The following is a 14,765-nucleotide window of genomic DNA, read 5'->3' as shown; positions in this document are numbered from 1 at the left end:
ATAATACTGTCTTGGGGTCGTATTCTACTCGGCGGTGGAACCGACAGAGCATAGGGCCGCGAGGGCGACCGCCCCTGCATGTACGAGAGCGGCGCGTTCGTCGCCGAGCACGTCGAACCGGTCACGAAAGCACAGGTCCAGCCGAACGGCGTCGACCTCACCGTCGAAGCCGTCCTCGAACAGCGCCAGCCCGGCCGCATCGGAACCGACGGCAAGACCATCGGCGACCGCCAGCCGGTCGCGACCGAGGCAGAGACGTTCACGCTCTCGCCGGGCGGCTACATCCTCCAGTACGCCGAGACCATCTCCATCCCCGAGGACCACGTCGGCTTCCTCTACCCGCGGTCGTCGCTGATGCGGAACTCCTGCATGCTCAACACCGCCGTCTGGGACGCCGGCTACACCGGGAAGGGCGAGGGACTGCTGCAGGTCCACCACGAGGTCGAACTCGAACGCGGTGCGCGCGTCGCCCAGCTCGTGCTCGCCGACGCCGAACACGCCGACACCTACGAGGGGAGCTACCAGGGCGAGCGCGTCGAGTAGTCGGGCGGGCACTTTTGGTGGCCGGGCGCGAGCACCAGAGCATGCACTGGCTGCGAGCGGCCGGCGTCGCCGCGACCGCCGCCGGCGTCGCGGGCTACGTCGTCGGCACCACCGTCGCCTACCCCGGGCGGGCGTTCAGCATCACCGCACTCATCGTCGGCATCACGCTGTTGAGCATCACCGCGGGACGGGAGGTGGCGGCGTGACCGTCGACTGCGTCGTCTACGCGGCCGACGGGCTCGCGGAGTGGACCGACCTCGAAGCCGCGCGGGACGCCGAAGGGACGACGTGGGTGCGCGTGACCGACCCCAGCGACGCCGAACTCGACGACGTCGCCGACGCCTACGACATCCACGCGCTGGAAGTCGAGGACGTGCGCGGGGACGTCCGGCCGAAGGTCGAGGAGTTCGACGAACACACGTTCGTGCTCGTGAAGGCGGCGACGCTGCGGCGCGGCGACGTCGCGTTCGCGGAGGAACTCCACGCACAGCAGGTCGGGCTGTTCCTCGGGGACGACTGGCTGGTCACCGTCGAACCGGAGCGCGTCGCCTCGCTGGACGACGTCTGGGAGCGCGTCCACCGCGAGGAGCCGCGGCTCGCCTCCCGGGGCGCGGACTTCACCGCGTACCGGTGTCTCGACCGCGTCGTCGACGACTACTTCGCCATCCTGGACGACATCGAGGACGACATCGAGGTCGTCGAGGACGAGGTCGTGGACGCCGCCGGCGACGACGTCCTCGAGCGCATCAACGACCTGCGCCGCGACCTGCTGTCCGTGCGGCGGCTGCTGTGGCCGACGCGGGAAGCCGTCGGCGTGCTGGCGCGCGGCGACCCCGAGCAGATCGGCGAGGACGCCGAGAAGTACTACCGGGACGTCTACGACCACCTCGTCCAGCTCGTCGACCTCGTGGAGACGTACCGCGACCTGACGAGCGGCGCCCGGGACATCTACCTGAACGCGCTGTCGATGTCCACCAACGACGCGATGAAGAAGCTCACCGTCGTCGCCACCGTCATCCTCCCGCTGACGTTCGTCGCGGGCGTCTACGGCATGAACTTCGAGCACATGCCGGAGCTGGCGTGGCCGTACGGCTACCCGGCGGTGATGGTCGGGATGGCCGCGATGGCGCTGATACTGATGGCGTACTTCCGCCGCGAGGACTGGGTCTAGACCTCGCGGACGTCGTCGAACAGCTCCGCGAACGTCGCGGCGACGTACGACGGTCGGTCGGCGGTGTCGAGGCCGGCGACGACGCGCGCGTCGTTGGCGGCCGCACACGACGTCAGCGCGTGCGCGAACCGGAACGCCGTCTCCGTGGACGTCGGGTCCAGCAGCGCCGAGAAGTCGTCGACGTAGACGGTGGTCTCGTCGTCCCACGCCGACACGTAGTCGTTGACGAGCACGCCGACGCTGGCGACGTCCGCGACCTCCGGGACGGTCTCGACGGCGGCCGTCGCGACCGCGAGGTCCTCGGACGCGGCGGCGGTCGGTTCGGCCGGCGCGGCAGCGGCCGCCCGCGAGTGCTCCCCGACACTCACGACGGCGGTGCGCTCCGGACCGGACTGGACCTCCCCGAGCCACGTCTCCGCGGCGGTCTCGTAAGTGATACCAAGCACGTTCGACGCCGGCGGGACGTCGGCGTCCGTCGCCACGGCGTCCGCGCCGGTGACGAGAACGTGCGTCGAGCCGCCGGCAGACCCTCCCCTCGCATTCGTGTTCGCGTAATCATCTTACTCCACCGACATAAACTTTGACATGTGTTCTCTCGGGGGTCGGAAACACGGCCCACCGCCACACTTTTCTCCGCAGCGCGCCCGTTCGCGATATGCGGCTCAAGGAGTCACTGAAGAGCAGTTTTCTCGCGGGAGTAGTGCTGGTGGCGCCGCTGGTCGCGACGATTGTCATCCTCCGGTTCGTCACGAACCTCCTGGCGGGCCAGCTGCAGCCAATCGTCGAAGGGACGCGACTCGCCTCGTACACCGCCGACAACTACCTGCTGGCGCAACTGGTCGCGCTCGCGGTGCTGCTGGTCGCGGTCACCGTCCTCGGCGCGTTCGCCAAGCGCCCCACGGGCCGGCGCGTGTTCGGCCGGACCGGGCGGCTGGTGAACTTCGTCCCGGTCTTCCGCACCATCTACAGCAGCGTCAAGCAGATGGCGAACTCCGTCTCCTCGCGGAGTTCTGACTTCGAGTCCGCGGTGTACGTCGAGTACGAGCGCGACGGCCTCTACCGGCTCGGCCTGAAGACCGGCGAGAGCCCCAGCGGCGTCGGCGACGTGGCCGGCGAGCCCGCGCACAACGTCTTCGTGCCGGGCAGCCCCAATCCCACGCAGGGCGCGCTCCTAATGGTCCCGGAGAGCCGCGTCTACGACGCCGACCTCAGCGTCCGCACGGCCATCCGCATCCTCATGACGACGGGGATGGCCGACGGCTCCGGCAGCGACGCCATCGAACTCGACGAAGACGAACTCGCCGCGATGGGCGCGGCACCCGACGACGACCGCGACGCGGAGACCGAGCACTGATTCTCGCGGCGGCCCGCGACGCCGCGCGCCATTCCCGAGTCACGTCTCTCAGTCGCTCGTCTCGGGCGAGAGCGCCACGAGACGCGACAGCGTGACGACGAACGCCCGCCCGGCCGCCAGCACCGGGGACGCGTGCGTCGTCGCGTTGACCGCGGCGACGCGCCAGCGCCGCCGGTCGGGACCGAGGAAGCCGCCGGCGTCCCGGCGGAACGCGTAGACGCTACCGGCGACGGCGAGGACCGACTCGTCGGTCACGACCGGCGCGGCCGTCCCCTCGCTAGGGAGGTGTGCCTGCCAGTTCGTCTCCCCGGTCTCGGCGTCGACCTCGTGGAGGTCGCCGGAGACGACGTAGAGGTCGCCGCCGTCGGCCGCGGCGGCCGCCCGACTCTGGAGGTCCCGCCGCCAGCGAACGTCGCCCGAGCGCGTGACAGCGACCGTCTCCTGCCAGCCCGTCTGGACGACGCCGCCGTCGTCCACGACCGCGGCGGCGTACGGCGTGTCCACGGGGACGCGCCACTGTTCGTCGCCAGTCTCGCGGTCGAACTTCACGAGCGCGTCCCGGTCGGGGACGTACACGCCGTCGTCGGTGACTGCTGGTGGAATCTGGGTCGCCGACGAGTCGCCGAGGTTGTACTCGTCGTAGACCAGCGGCGTCAGCGAGCGCCGCCAGCGCTCAGTGCCGTCGGGCGCGAGCCGCACGCACGACGTCGCGCTCCGGGCGTACACGTCGCCGTCGGCGACCGTGACGCCGTACGTGCGGCCGTCGCCGACGCGGTGGGTCGCGACGATGTCGCCGTCCGCGAGTGAGAGGACGGTGACCGACGCGGGCGCCGGGTCCGGGCCGTCCTGCGTCGGGACGACCCGAGTCGGGACATAGAGCCGGCCGCGCTCGGGATCCAGCGCGGGCGCGCCGCAGGCTTCCACGTCGAGGCGGCACGTCCACTGCTCGTTGCCGTCCGGCGTCACGGCGACGACCGCTCGGTCCGCGGCGAAGTAGACGACGCCGTCGTGGACGACCGGCGGCAACTGCGGCCACTGCCCGGACGCGAGGTTCGTGTGGGCTTCGGGCTCCGGGACGCCGCCCGCGGCGTAGTTCGCGTTCGTCGCGCCGTTGCCGTACGTCCGCCAGTCGCCGTCGGGGAACGGGGCCGGACCGGCGTCGCCGTCGAGCGCGCTACAGCCCGCGAGCGCGGTCGCCGAGACCGCGCCGAGGCCCGCGAGGAACGCGCGCCGCGACGAACGACGCGGAGACGACTCCGAGGGTGGAGGGCTGGAGGGCGAGGGACCAGAAGCCATCGCTGTGCGGGTTCGGACGCCCCCGAGAAGTGTCTTGTGACGACTTTCAGAATAGGACAGCCGAGGATTTCGAGGGGCGGTATCAGGCGGCTCGTCCGCTCGAACCCGTCGCTCGTCGATTCCGCCGGACGCGCCGGAGGTAGACCGAGAGGGGGACGGCGACGAGCGCGACCGTGCCGACGACGCGCGCCACCCGCAGTTCGACTAACGGCGGTACATCTCGGTGCAGGAGCAGAAACGCGGTCTCGACGACGGCCCCACCGACGCTGAGCGCCAACACGGCGCCCCACAGCCACAGTATCGCGACGCCGACCGCGTCGAGGTGACTCGTTTTCACCGCGTGACCGAGCACCACGACGCCAGCCAGCACCGGCACGGCGAGCAGGACGCGAACCGGGTCGATTGCGAATAGCCCGGCGCCGAGCGTGAACGTCACGAAATACACGACGAGCGCGACGAGACGGCGGGCCGAGCGGCGCCAACTCACATTCACGCGATACGACGCACGGACAAGTAAATCGTTTGCCAGTTCCGATGATCGCTATCGAACCACCGAGAAGCGGGCGCGAAGGGATTTGAACCCCTGACATCTTGGTCCGGAACCAAGTGCTCTGTCCGCTGAGCTACGCGCCCTCGGCGTGTGGTAGCGGGGGCAACGGTATAACGGTTGTGAGTCCAAGGCGGTCATGCGGGGTCGCCGTCGTCGGCGTCGACGAGCGTGCGCTTCCACGTGCCGCGCGTGAACCACGCGGCGGCGACGATGGCACCGGTGATGTTCCCGAACGCCATTCCGACCCAGATACCCATAGCACCCCAGTCGAGCGTGAACGCGAACAGGTAGACGGTGAGGACGCGGCCAATCCACAGCGTCACCATCGAAATCACCATCGCGGTCTTCGTGTTGCCGGCGCCGCGGAACGCGCCGAGCAAGACTTGGACGACGCCGACGAAGACGAACTCGACGGCGCGGATGCGGACGTACGTCGAGCCGTACTCGACGATGGCGGCGGCGTTCTCCGCGCCGGGGCTGAGGAACACCGCGACGATGGGCCGCGGGAAGATGGCGGCGAGGACGGCGACCGCGAGGAGGACGCCGGCGGCGACCTTCGCGGCGAGCCAGACGGCGCGCTCGGCGCGCTCGGGCTGTTTCGCGCCGAGGTTCTGCCCGACCATCGTGTTGGTGGCGCGGCCCAGTCCCATCGCGGGCAGGAACACCAGCGAGATGAGGCGGTTGCCGAGTCCGAACGCGCCGACGACGGCGGGCGCGAACGACGCCACCATCGCGGTGAGCGTAATCATCGCGAGCGCGCTCGTGGACTGCTCGGCGGCGCTAGGCGTGCCGACGCGGACGATGCGGGAAATCATCGAGAAGTCGGGCGCGAACTGGGACAGCGAGATGTCGGGGCCGGCGTTCGTGAAGAAGAGGACGTAGACGCCGATGACGGCGGCGACGAGGCGCGCGAAGATGGTGGCGACGGCGGCGCCCGCGATGCCCATCTCGGGGAACACCCACCAGCCGAAGATGAGGAACGGGTCGAGGGCGACGTTGATGGCGACGCTGACGAACATCACGAGCATCGGCGTGCGGGTGTTGCCGTAGCCGCGCATCAGCGCGGAGAACACGAAGAAGCCGAACAGCGCGGGCATCCCGAGGAAGAACACCTCCATGTAGTCGCCGGCCAGCGGCACGACGACCCGGGCGGTCTCGGCCTGCGCGGGGAGCAACGCGAGCATGTCCCGCGTGAGGAAGTGGCCGACGACGCCGAGGACCGTCGAGATGGCGACGACGAAGCCCAGCGTCTGCGCGGCGACCTTCCCCGCGGAGCCCTCGCTGTCGGCGCCCGTGAACTGCGCGACGAGAATCGACCCGGCGGTCGTGAACCCGCCGCCGACGGAGATGAGGAAGAACACCAGCGGGAACGCGAGGCTGATGGCGGCGACGGCGTTCCCGGACAGCCGGCCGAGCCAGAACGTGTCCGCGAGGTTGTACGTCACCTGGAGGAGCTGGATGACGACCATCGGCCACGCGAGCCGAATCATGGGGCCGACGAGGTCGCCCTCGGTGATGCTGCTCGTCGAGCGGGTTTCGGGCACTACAACGTCTCACGCAGCGGCCCGTTTTGAAAACTCCGGCTCGGAGAAAGCGGCAAACGGCACGCGTCGCCGTCGAACGACGGTCGTCGCGGGGAGAACTGGTCCGCAGTTACGGCGTCTCGTCGGTCTCGACGGAGAACGACGTGGTCGGGTGGGCGGTACACGTCAGCATGTACCCCTTCTCCATCTCGTCGTCGCTGAGCGTCTCGTTGTTCGTGTGGCGGATGAACTCGCTCGCGTCCTCGCCGCTGGCGACGCGGCCGCCACACGACAGGCACTGGCCCTGCCGGCAGGCGTACGGGAGGTCCCAGCCCTCCTCCTCGCCGGCGTCGAGGATGGACTCGTTGTTCGCGACCTCGATGGTCTCGCCTTCCTTGACGAACTCGATTTCGTAGTACTCGACCTCGTCCTCCGGGATGGATTCGGGGTCGAAGCCCTCGTCTTCCTCGCTCTCCTCTTCGAGTTCGCCTTCCGCGGCGCCGCCCGCGACCGCGCCGGCGCCGCCGCCACCGCCGATAGAGCGGTTGTACGGCTCCGGGAAGTCGGTCTCCGGAACCGTCGAGGCGCGCTGTTCGAGGACCTCGCTGGCGATGTCCTCGGGGACGGGCTTCGACGTGCCCTTCAGGAGGTGGAGCCCGACGAGCGCGAGCGCCATCCCGAGACCGAGCAGCAGCCCCAGTGTGTTCACCATGTCCGGCGGTACGGAGAGGTGGCTTAACAGTATTGTGATTGCTCACCGCCCCGCTCCGGGCGAGTTTTGAGGGGGTAACGCGAACCCCCGGTATGGACGTCGCGATACTGCTGTACGAGGGGTTCGACGAGCTGGACGCGGTCGCGCCCTACGAGGTGTTCCGGACGGCCGCCGCGTTCGGCGCGGACGTGGACGCGAACCTGAAGACGCTGGTACCAAGCGAGCGCGTGACCGCGAGCCACGGCCTCCGCGTCGAACCGGACGACGTGCTCATCGGCACGCCCGACCTCGTGCTCGTGCCCGGGGGCGGCTGGAACGACCGCAGCGAGAACGGCACGTGGGCCGAAGTGCAGGACGGCACGCTCCCGGAGCGCCTCGCTACGCTCCACGACGGCGGCGCGACCGTCGCGACAGTCTGCACGGGCGCGCTCCTCGCCGCGGAGGGCGACCTCCTAGAGGGGCGGCCGGCGACCACCCACGAGTCCGCGAAAGACGACCTCCGCGAGTACGGCGTCGACGTCCGCGACGACCGCTACGTCGACGACGGCACCGTCCTCACCGCCGCCGGCGTCACCGCCGGCATCGATCTCGCTCTCCACCTCCTCGAACGCGAGTGCTCGCCCGGCGTCGCCGAACAGGTCGCCGACGAAATCGAGTACGACCACACCTACTGACCTCCCCCAGTTGCTCGCTACGCTCGGCTCGCGGGTCGCTTCGCTCCCCGCTCGCGTTTCCCGCGGTTCGGAAGGAGCGAGCGACTGAGAACCGCGCTACTCCTTCCGAGCGACCTCGTGTCTGCCGAACCCGTACCGCAGCCGGTTCGCGAGCCGCCGCGCGAACCGCCCCTCGCCGTCGCCGCTGGCGCGGGAGTCGAAGCGCTCGGCGAGCGCCTGATAGATGATGGGGAGCGGGACCTCCTGTTCGAGGCTCTCCTGGACCGTCCACGTGCCCGTAGAGCCGCCGGCGACGTGGTCGGCGACGTCGCCGAGGTCGTTGCCCTCCTCGCGGAACGCTTCCTCGCAGAGTTCCAGTAGCCACGATCGGATGACGGCGCCGTTGTTCCACGTGTTCGCGACGGCTTCCAAATCGAGGTCGTAGCGGCCCTCGTGGAGGAGTTCGAAGCCCTCGCCGTACGCCTGCATGAGCGCGTACTCGACGCCGTTGTGGACCATCTTCACGTAGTGGCCCGAGCCCGCGGGCCCCATGCGGTCGTGGCCGTCCGGGCCGGTCGCAACCGCGTCGAAGACCGGAACGAGTTCGTCGTACGCCCACTGGGGGCCGCCGACCATCAGTGAGAAGCCGAGTTCCGCGCTGGCGGGGCCGCCGGAGGTGCCGCAGTCGAGGTACGCGAACTCGTACTCGCCGGCGCGCCGCGTGGAGTCCTCGAAGTGGCTGTTCCCGCCGTCCACGACCACGTCGTCGGCGTCGAGTTCGGGCGCGAGTTCGTCGAGCGCGGCGTCCACGGGGTCGCCGGCGGGCACCATCAGCCAGACACGCTTCTCGTCGCCGAGTTCGTCCACGAGGTCGGGAATCGATTCCGCGGGCGTCGCGCCGGCGTCGGCGGCGTCCTCGCGGGCGTCCGCGTCGATGTCGAACGCGACCACGTCGTGGCCCGCGTCCAGACACCGGTCGACGACGATGCGCCCCATGCGGCCGAGACCGACAACACCGAGTTCCATACGTGGCACTCCCGGCCGCGGTAGGTAGTGGTTGCGATAGCCGCGGGGGCGTCAGTCGGCGCTGGCGTCGCGGCCGCCGGGCGTCGGCACCGTGATGGTGCGGTCGCTGGCGAACAGCACGAAGAGGGCGAACAGCCCGAACAGCGCGGGTTCGTTGGTCAGCACGCCGAGCACACCGAGGATGCCGAGCGCACCGAGGTGTTTGACTTCGACGTCCATACCTACACGTTGGAACGCCGCCGACAAAATTCCAGCGCCGGGAGCGGTCACTCGTCCAGCGTGGTCGTCTGGACGTTCCAGAGGTCGGCGTACCGGCCGCCGCGGTCGAGGAGGTCGTCGTGGGTGCCGCGCTCGGTGATTTCGCCGTCCTCGACGACCAGAATCGCGTCGGCGTCCCGGACGGTGGAGAGCCGGTGCGCGATGACGAGCGCGGTGCGGTCCGCGGAGAGGTCGTCGAGGCTCGCCTGGATGCGGCGCTCGGTCTCCGTGTCGACGTCGCTGGTCGCCTCGTCGAAGACCAGAATCTCGGGGTCTTTGAGGATGGCGCGTGCGATGTCGATGCGTTGCCGCTGGCCACCAGAGAGCTTCACGCCGCGCTCCCCGACCTCCGTGTCGTAGCCCTCCGGGAGGTCGACGACGAACTCGTGGGCGTCGGCGGCTTTCGTGGCCTCGACGACCGCCTCGCGGTCGGCGTCGAACTGGCCGTACGCGATGTTCTCCGCGATGGTGCCGTCGAAGAGGAACGTGTCCTGACTGACGTAGCCGACGTGCTCGCGGAGACTCGCCAGCGTCAGGTCGCGGACGTCGTGGCCGTCCACGCGAACCGCGCCCTCGTCCACGTCGTACAACCGCAACAGGAGCTTGCAGAGCGTGGACTTCCCGGCGCCGGTCGGCCCCACGAGCGCGACGGTATCGCCGGGGTCTGCGTCGAAGGAGACGTCGTCGATGACGGTTTCCTCGGCGTCGTAGCTGAACGTCACGTCGTCGTACTCGACGCGCCCCTCGACGTCGGTGAGTTCGACGGCCTCCTCGGCCTCCGTGACCGCCGAGGGGACATCCATGAGGCCGAACACGCGCGCGGAGGAGGCCCTCGCGTTCTCGTACTGGTCGACGATGTTCGACACCTCCGCCAGCGGCGTGACGAACCGTTGGGTGAGGAAGATGAACGTGACGAACGCGCCCGGGGACAGCGACCCCGAGAGGAACAGCGGCGGGCCGTACAGCAGCCAGTAGCCGCCGACGGCGAACGTCACAGCAAAGGAGAGCCCGGCGAGCAGCTCCATGCCCGGCCGGTAGACGTAGCTCAGGCGGAGGACGTCCATCGTGTCCCGGAAGAACCGGTAGGAGGCGTCCGTGACGCGGTCGGTCTCGTGGGCCTCGGCGGCGTTGGTCTTCACGAGTTCGACCCCCGCGAGGCTGTTCTCCAGTTTCGTGTTGAGGTTGCCGACGGCGGCGCGCTGGCGCTCGTAGCGGGGCTCGGCGCGCTTCATGAACCACGACGTGAGCGCGACCATCAGCGGAATCGCCGACAGCGTGACGACCGCCAGCTGCCAGTTCTCGGCGACGAGGATGGCGGTGATGCCCGCGACCATCACGACGAGCCGCGCGGAGTTCTGGAGCGCGTCGTCGAGGAACACTTCGAGGTTCGAGGCGTCGTTGTTCAGCACGGACATCACCTCGCCGGTCTGTTTGTCGTCGAAGAACGTCATGTCCAGGCCCTGCATCTTCGCGAACGAGTCCGTGCGGACGTCGTGCATCACGCGGTGCGCGAACAGGTTCGCGGTGACGCCGTACGCGTACGTGAACACGGCGGTGACGAGGAACGACCCCGCGATGAGCACCACGGACAGTTCGAAGACGGCGACCTCCTCGGTCGGGAACCACGCCGCGGGCACGAGCGGGAGGTCGAAGGGCGCGTTCCCGGTGAACACGCTGTCGATGGCGGCCCCCAGTACGACCGGCGGCAGGAGGCTGGCGACGCGCGCGACGACGTTCGCCACCATGCCGGCCGCGAAGTACGGCCACTCGCTGGCGCCGTACTCCCGGAACAGCCGGCCGAGCGGCCGCTCGACGCGGTCGCGGTACTCGTCGAAGGCGCTGTCCTCCGTCGCTGCCATTACGGTTCGAGATACCACCGTCCCCGAAGTCGGTTACGGTCGCCGCAGTCCGGCGACCACAAGGTTTCAGTCGGCCGCACGGCGACACGCGAATATGCGCACGCTCCCGGTGGTCCTCGCGGTCGTGGTCGTGAACGACGCCGCCCTCCTGCTGGCGCTGGACGTGTCGGTGCCGGCGTGGCTGGGCGTCCTCGGCGCGGCGCTGGCGTTGACGGCGTTGGTCGCGGCCGCCGTCAGTGTGGGGGTCGAGCGCGAAACCCCCACGAACGCCGAGTTACAGCGCGAAATCGAGGCGTTGCGCGAGCGGGTCGCGGCGCTGGAGGACCGCGAGCGAAGGGGAAACGATTAACGTTAGGCACGCCTAAACTGCGGCCGTGAACCGAAGCGTCGGCGCCGACCGGACTGGCTCTCGGGGTGAGCGGTAGTGTCGCTGGAAGAGACCACCGCCGAGCGCGCGGAACGGGCGAGCGAGGCCGACGAGGACACCCCCTCGGCGCTGTTCGGTGACGACCTCGAAGTGACGTACGCGACCGCCGACGAGCCGGTCGTGACTTGCGACCGCGTCGACATCCCAGAGGGCGAAATCACCGCGTTCGTCGGGCCGAACGGCAGCGGGAAGTCCACGCTGCTGAAGGCGCTGTCGAACCACCTCGACCGCGAGGCGGGCGCGGTCGTCCTCGACGGCAAGGAGATACAGGAGTACGGGCAGAAGGAGCTCGCGCGCGAACTCGGCCTGCTCTCCCAGGAGAACACCTCCCCCGGCTCGATCACCGTCGAAGACCTCATCTACCACGGCCGCTACCCCCACCGCGGGTTCTTCGACTCGGTGACCGACGAGGACGAGGCGGCCGTCGAGCGGGCCATCGACCTCGCGGGCGTCGAGCACCTCCGCGAGCGCGAGGTCGGCGGGCTCAGCGGCGGGCAAAAGCAGCTGGCGTGGATTGCGATGGTGCTGGCGCAGGAGCCGGACGTGCTGTTGCTGGACGAGCCGACGACGTATCTGGACCTCCACCACCAGCTGCGCGTGATGGAGACCATCGAGCGGCTCAACGAGGAGGACGGCGTCACGGTCGGCGTCGTCCTCCACGACATCGCGCAGGCGGCCCGCCGCGCGGACTACCTCGTCGCGCTCGAAGACGGCGAGGTGTACGACTGGGGACCGCCCGTGGAGGTGCTGACCGAGGAGCTGCTCTCGGACGTCTTCAGCGTGGACGCCGCCATCTCCTACACCCCCGACCCCCAGATTATTCCGAAGGGGTCGCTGGACTGAGCGTGTCCCGGGCCGGCGGCGCCGCTCGCGGGAGCGCGGAACGAAATCCTTTTGCTTCGTTTAGGTAACCCTAAAGTAGATGGACACGACGACTCGCCGCCACCCGGCCCCGCCCGGCGAACGACCACGCGCGCGACGCCCCGCCCGGAGGAAGCGATGTCCGTAGGCGACACCGAACGCCTCCGCGACGGAATCGACCGCTCGCTGGTCGGCGTCGTCGTCGCGAGCGTCGTCATCGTCGCGGCCGGCGCCGTCGTACAGGTCCGGTACGGCTCGTACTCGATGAGCCTCGAACAAGCGCTGAGAGCGCTGTTCGACACCGACGTCATCTACGACCCGCGGTGGCTGCTGAAGTTCGTCGTCGGCGAGTCCCTGATGCGGACGATTACGGGCTTCCAGGGCGAACTCCCGGAACTGGCGACCGGCACGGTCGTCGTCTGGACCATCCGGCTGCCGCGCGTGGCCGCCGCCGTCGTCGTCGGCGCGAGCCTCGCGGTGTCGGGCGCCATCTTCCAAGCGGTCACCCGCAACGAGCTCGCCAGTCCGTACATCCTCGGCGTCTCCTCGGGCGCGGGACTTGCCATCCTCCTTACGCTCGTCGTGTTCTCCGGGCTGAACGCTTACCTCCCCATCATCGCCGCGCTCGGCGGCGCCGGCGCGTTCGTGCTCGTGTACGTCATCGCGTGGCAGAACGGCACGAGCCCGGTGCGGCTGGTGCTCGCGGGCGTCATCGTCTCGACGGTGTTCCAGTCCCTCCAGCAGGGGATGTTCTACTTCGCCGAGGACCTCGGCGTCGTCCAGAGCGCCATCGCGTGGACGACGGGGTCGCTGACCGGCGTCGAGTGGCGCCACATCCGGCCCGCGCTCCCGTGGGCGCTCGGCTCGGTCGCGCTCTCGCTCGTGAGCGCGCGCCAGCTGAACGTGCTCGCGCTCGGCGAGCAGACCGCGCGCTCGCTCGGCATGGCCGTCGAACGCACGCGGTTCCTGCTGGCGGGCGTCGCCGTGCTCGCGGCCGCCGCCAGCATCGCCATCGCGGGCATCGTCGGGTTCGTCGGCCTGCTCATCCCGCACGTCGTCCGGAACATCGTCGGCAGCGACTACAAGCAGTTGATGGTCGGGTGCCTGTTCGCCGGCCCCGCGCTGATGGTCGCCGCCGACGTCATCGCGCGGCTCGCGCTCCCCGTCGGCCAAGTGCCGGTCGGCATCGTCACGGGCGTCCTCGGCGGCCCGTACTTCCTCTACCTGATGCGGCGCCAGCAGGACGTCGGCGACCTGTAGCGTCCCGTCTTCCGTTCGCCGGCTCGCAAGAGAACAGTCGGACCGCGCTCAGAAGTCGCCGTTGACGATGTTCGCGACGCGGTCGCGGTCGAACAGCTCCTCCTCGACGCCGTACACCTGCCGGGCGGCACGCTCGGTGAGCACGAGGTTCGTAATCGGCCCCTGGTAGAGCGGGCCGCCGCGGTAGACGTCGCCGTTCTGGACGGCGGTGAGGTCGCTGGCGGTGGTGTCGTCTTCGAGGAACGAGACGACGGTGTTCTGGAACTGCTCGGCGGTCTTGGCCTCCTGCCCGCGCAGCAGCAGGACGTCCGGGTCGATTTCCAGCAGCGTCTCGAAGTCGACCTCGGCGCGGGAGGCGTGGAAGTCACGGACGTCGGTCTCCGCGAGCGCGTCGTTGACCTGGAGGTCGCGCCACTGCTTGAAGCTCGTCCCCTCGCTGATGAGGTACGGCGAGAAGGACGTGGGCTCGTCGCCGGCCGCCCACATGATGGCGACGCTGGGGCGCTCGCCCTCGGCGGGGACGACGTCGCTGACGCGGGACTGGAAGTCCTCGTGGAGGCTCTCGAAGGCCTCGTAGCGCTCCGTGCGCTGGAACACCTGCGCGAGCTTCTCGAAGGCCTCGTACAGCGAGTAGTACTGGTAGTCCTCGTGCCAGCCGTAGCCCCGCGAGAAGATGCTGTTGCCGAAGAACGGCGCGACGCTGTCGCTGATTTCCTCGACGTCGCCCTCGCTCCAGCCGCTGAAGCGGTTCAGCAGGAAGTTCGGGTCGATGACGTGGACGTCGGCGTCCAGCGAGTAGAACAGCTCCTTGTCGACGCCGCCCTGGTACAGCGAGGTCATGTCGCCGGCGTCCACGGAGATGTCGTCGATTTCGTCGTAGTACTGGGTGTGGTAGCGGCGCGCGAGCCAGACGGCTTCCGGCGGCTCGCGGCCGAGTGCGACGCCCATGTCCGCCCAACTGCCGTTGTTCGCGACCCACGTCTCGGGCACCGAGTCGAAGGACACCTCGCCCATCGGCTCGATGGAGACGCTGTAGGAGCTGTCTTCGCTGGTCGTCGGCTCCTCGGTCGTCGCGCTCGATTCGGTGGTCGTCGGCTCGGAAGTGGGGTCCTCGGTCTCCGAGCCGCTCGTACAGCCGGCGAGCAGGCCGGCGACGGTGGCCGCGCCGCCCGACTTGATGAACGTGCGTCGTCGCATACCCGTTTAGGTTCGCCTAAAGAATAAAAGCCCGTCGGTTTTTCGGCCAACCTAAACTAGACGGGCGGGCGCGGC

17 protein-coding genes and 1 tRNA gene are annotated in these 14,765 nt (G+C 69.3%); 8 read left to right on the top strand and 10 right to left on the bottom strand.

Annotation, left to right across the window (positions count from 1 at the left end):
* Positions 1–78: 78 nt before the first annotated feature.
* From HHUB_RS00475 to corA, 3 genes are read left to right on the top strand one after another with little or no spacing between them, the layout of a single operon-like run.
* Positions 79–543, top strand: a complete 465-nt coding sequence (locus tag HHUB_RS00475; protein WP_059055203.1) for a deoxyuridine 5'-triphosphate nucleotidohydrolase — start codon at positions 79–81, stop codon at positions 541–543.
* Between the two features lie 41 nt (positions 544–584).
* On the top strand, positions 585–749 hold the full coding sequence (locus HHUB_RS16965) for a hypothetical protein (RefSeq protein WP_169793376.1): 165 nt from the start codon (positions 585–587) through the stop codon (positions 747–749).
* Positions 746–1,714, top strand: coding sequence for a magnesium/cobalt transporter CorA (gene corA / locus HHUB_RS00470; RefSeq protein ID WP_059055201.1), 969 nt, complete (start codon positions 746–748; stop codon positions 1,712–1,714). The genes HHUB_RS16965 and corA overlap by 4 nt, the downstream gene beginning before the upstream one ends.
* On the opposite strand, the gene HHUB_RS00465 is transcribed toward corA, so the two are convergent.
* Positions 1,711–2,196 (bottom strand): DUF7504 family protein, encoded by a 486-nt coding sequence (locus tag HHUB_RS00465; RefSeq protein WP_059055199.1) that lies wholly within the window; start codon positions 2,194–2,196, stop codon positions 1,711–1,713. The genes corA and HHUB_RS00465 overlap by 4 nt on opposite strands.
* Positions 2,197–2,369: 173 nt before the next feature.
* On the opposite strand from HHUB_RS00465, the gene HHUB_RS00460 reads away from it, so the two are divergent.
* On the top strand, positions 2,370–3,068 hold the full coding sequence (locus HHUB_RS00460; RefSeq protein WP_059055198.1) for a DUF502 domain-containing protein: 699 nt from the start codon (positions 2,370–2,372) through the stop codon (positions 3,066–3,068).
* 48 nt (positions 3,069–3,116) lie between these two features.
* Here HHUB_RS00460 and HHUB_RS00455 read toward each other — a convergent pair whose 3' ends face one another.
* The 5 genes from HHUB_RS00455 to HHUB_RS00435 form a co-directional block, all read right to left on the bottom strand.
* The gene (locus tag HHUB_RS00455) at positions 3,117–4,364 is read right to left on the bottom strand and encodes an outer membrane protein assembly factor BamB family protein (protein WP_059055196.1); all 1,248 of its coding nucleotides are present in this window, start codon (positions 4,362–4,364) and stop codon (positions 3,117–3,119) included.
* An 82-nt stretch (positions 4,365–4,446) separates the two neighbouring features.
* Positions 4,447–4,851, bottom strand: coding sequence for a hypothetical protein (locus HHUB_RS00450; protein WP_059055194.1), 405 nt, complete (start codon positions 4,849–4,851; stop codon positions 4,447–4,449).
* Positions 4,852–4,924: 73 nt separating this feature from the next.
* Positions 4,925–4,997 (bottom strand) — tRNA-Arg (locus tag HHUB_RS00445).
* Positions 4,998–5,048: 51 nt separating this feature from the next.
* A complete protein-coding gene (locus tag HHUB_RS00440) occupies positions 5,049–6,404 on the bottom strand; it encodes an MATE family efflux transporter (RefSeq protein WP_059058131.1) in 1,356 nt (451 codons plus the stop codon).
* Between the two features lie 163 nt (positions 6,405–6,567).
* Positions 6,568–7,149 carry a 2Fe-2S iron-sulfur cluster-binding protein gene (locus HHUB_RS00435; protein ID WP_059055193.1) on the bottom strand — a complete coding sequence of 194 codons (582 nt, stop codon included), beginning with the start codon at positions 7,147–7,149 and terminating at the stop codon, positions 6,568–6,570.
* A gap of 92 nt (positions 7,150–7,241) precedes the next feature.
* Between HHUB_RS00435 and HHUB_RS00430 the strand changes: the two genes are divergently transcribed.
* Positions 7,242–7,823, top strand: a complete 582-nt coding sequence (locus HHUB_RS00430; protein WP_059055191.1) for a DJ-1/PfpI family protein — start codon at positions 7,242–7,244, stop codon at positions 7,821–7,823.
* A 96-nt stretch (positions 7,824–7,919) separates the two neighbouring features.
* Here the strand turns inward: HHUB_RS00430 and HHUB_RS00425 are convergent, their stop codons facing one another.
* Genes HHUB_RS00425 through HHUB_RS00420 form a run of 3 tightly spaced genes read right to left on the bottom strand, consistent with a single transcriptional unit; the run spans position 7,920 to position 10,945 of the window.
* Entirely contained in the window at positions 7,920–8,828 is a 909-nt protein-coding gene (locus HHUB_RS00425; protein ID WP_059055189.1) for a decarboxylating 6-phosphogluconate dehydrogenase, read from the bottom strand.
* Between the two features lie 51 nt (positions 8,829–8,879).
* Positions 8,880–9,047, bottom strand: coding sequence for a hypothetical protein (locus HHUB_RS16445; RefSeq protein WP_157533961.1), 168 nt, complete (start codon positions 9,045–9,047; stop codon positions 8,880–8,882).
* A 47-nt stretch (positions 9,048–9,094) separates the two neighbouring features.
* Complete coding sequence (locus HHUB_RS00420; RefSeq protein WP_059055187.1) at positions 9,095–10,945, bottom strand: ABC transporter ATP-binding protein; 1,851 nt, start codon at positions 10,943–10,945, stop codon at positions 9,095–9,097.
* Positions 10,946–11,039: 94 nt separating this feature from the next.
* Here HHUB_RS00420 and HHUB_RS00415 point away from each other — a divergent pair, with 94 nt between their 5' ends.
* From HHUB_RS00415 to HHUB_RS00405, 3 genes are all read left to right on the top strand, one after another.
* Positions 11,040–11,294, top strand: coding sequence for a hypothetical protein (locus HHUB_RS00415; protein ID WP_059055185.1), 255 nt, complete (start codon positions 11,040–11,042; stop codon positions 11,292–11,294).
* A 75-nt stretch (positions 11,295–11,369) separates the two neighbouring features.
* Positions 11,370–12,215 (top strand): ABC transporter ATP-binding protein, encoded by an 846-nt coding sequence (locus tag HHUB_RS00410; RefSeq protein WP_082687129.1) that lies wholly within the window; start codon positions 11,370–11,372, stop codon positions 12,213–12,215.
* A gap of 156 nt (positions 12,216–12,371) precedes the next feature.
* Positions 12,372–13,493, top strand: coding sequence for a FecCD family ABC transporter permease (locus HHUB_RS00405; RefSeq protein ID WP_059055183.1), 1,122 nt, complete (start codon positions 12,372–12,374; stop codon positions 13,491–13,493).
* 48 nt (positions 13,494–13,541) lie between these two features.
* Here the strand turns inward: HHUB_RS00405 and HHUB_RS00400 are convergent, their stop codons facing one another.
* Positions 13,542–14,690 carry an ABC transporter substrate-binding protein gene (locus tag HHUB_RS00400; RefSeq protein ID WP_059055181.1) on the bottom strand — a complete coding sequence of 383 codons (1,149 nt, stop codon included), beginning with the start codon at positions 14,688–14,690 and terminating at the stop codon, positions 13,542–13,544.
* Between the last annotated feature and the right edge of the window lie 75 nt (positions 14,691–14,765).

This window comes from Halobacterium hubeiense, from assembly GCF_001488575.1.
In the GTDB taxonomy this organism is placed as follows: Archaea; Halobacteriota; Halobacteria; order Halobacteriales; family Halobacteriaceae; genus Halobacterium; species Halobacterium hubeiense.
The sequence above is the reverse complement of the archived record's forward strand: the minus strand, read 5'-3'. Positions and strand labels throughout refer to the sequence as shown.

Excerpts from the sequence above, each read along its gene's own strand:
- HHUB_RS00475 (WP_059055203.1), top strand. The coding sequence starts at position 79 with ATGTACGAGAGCGGCGCGTTCGTCGCCGAGCACGTCGAACCGGTCACG.
- HHUB_RS16965 (WP_169793376.1), top strand. The coding sequence starts at position 585 with ATGCACTGGCTGCGAGCGGCCGGCGTCGCCGCGACCGCCGCCGGCGTC.
- HHUB_RS00460 (WP_059055198.1), top strand. The coding sequence starts at position 2,370 with ATGCGGCTCAAGGAGTCACTGAAGAGCAGTTTTCTCGCGGGAGTAGTG.
- HHUB_RS00455 (WP_059055196.1), bottom strand. The coding sequence starts at position 4,364 with ATGGCTTCTGGTCCCTCGCCCTCCAGCCCTCCACCCTCGGAGTCGTCT.
- HHUB_RS00440 (WP_059058131.1), bottom strand. The coding sequence starts at position 6,404 with ATGATTCGGCTCGCGTGGCCGATGGTCGTCATCCAGCTCCTCCAGGTG.
- HHUB_RS00435 (WP_059055193.1), bottom strand. The coding sequence starts at position 7,149 with ATGGTGAACACACTGGGGCTGCTGCTCGGTCTCGGGATGGCGCTCGCG.
- HHUB_RS00430 (WP_059055191.1), top strand. The coding sequence starts at position 7,242 with ATGGACGTCGCGATACTGCTGTACGAGGGGTTCGACGAGCTGGACGCG.
- HHUB_RS00425 (WP_059055189.1), bottom strand. The coding sequence starts at position 8,828 with ATGGAACTCGGTGTTGTCGGTCTCGGCCGCATGGGGCGCATCGTCGTC.
- HHUB_RS16445 (WP_157533961.1), bottom strand. The coding sequence starts at position 9,047 with ATGGACGTCGAAGTCAAACACCTCGGTGCGCTCGGCATCCTCGGTGTG.
- HHUB_RS00420 (WP_059055187.1), bottom strand. The coding sequence starts at position 10,945 with ATGGCAGCGACGGAGGACAGCGCCTTCGACGAGTACCGCGACCGCGTC.
- HHUB_RS00415 (WP_059055185.1), top strand. The coding sequence starts at position 11,040 with ATGCGCACGCTCCCGGTGGTCCTCGCGGTCGTGGTCGTGAACGACGCC.
- HHUB_RS00405 (WP_059055183.1), top strand. The coding sequence starts at position 12,372 with ATGTCCGTAGGCGACACCGAACGCCTCCGCGACGGAATCGACCGCTCG.
- HHUB_RS00400 (WP_059055181.1), bottom strand. The coding sequence starts at position 14,690 with ATGCGACGACGCACGTTCATCAAGTCGGGCGGCGCGGCCACCGTCGCC.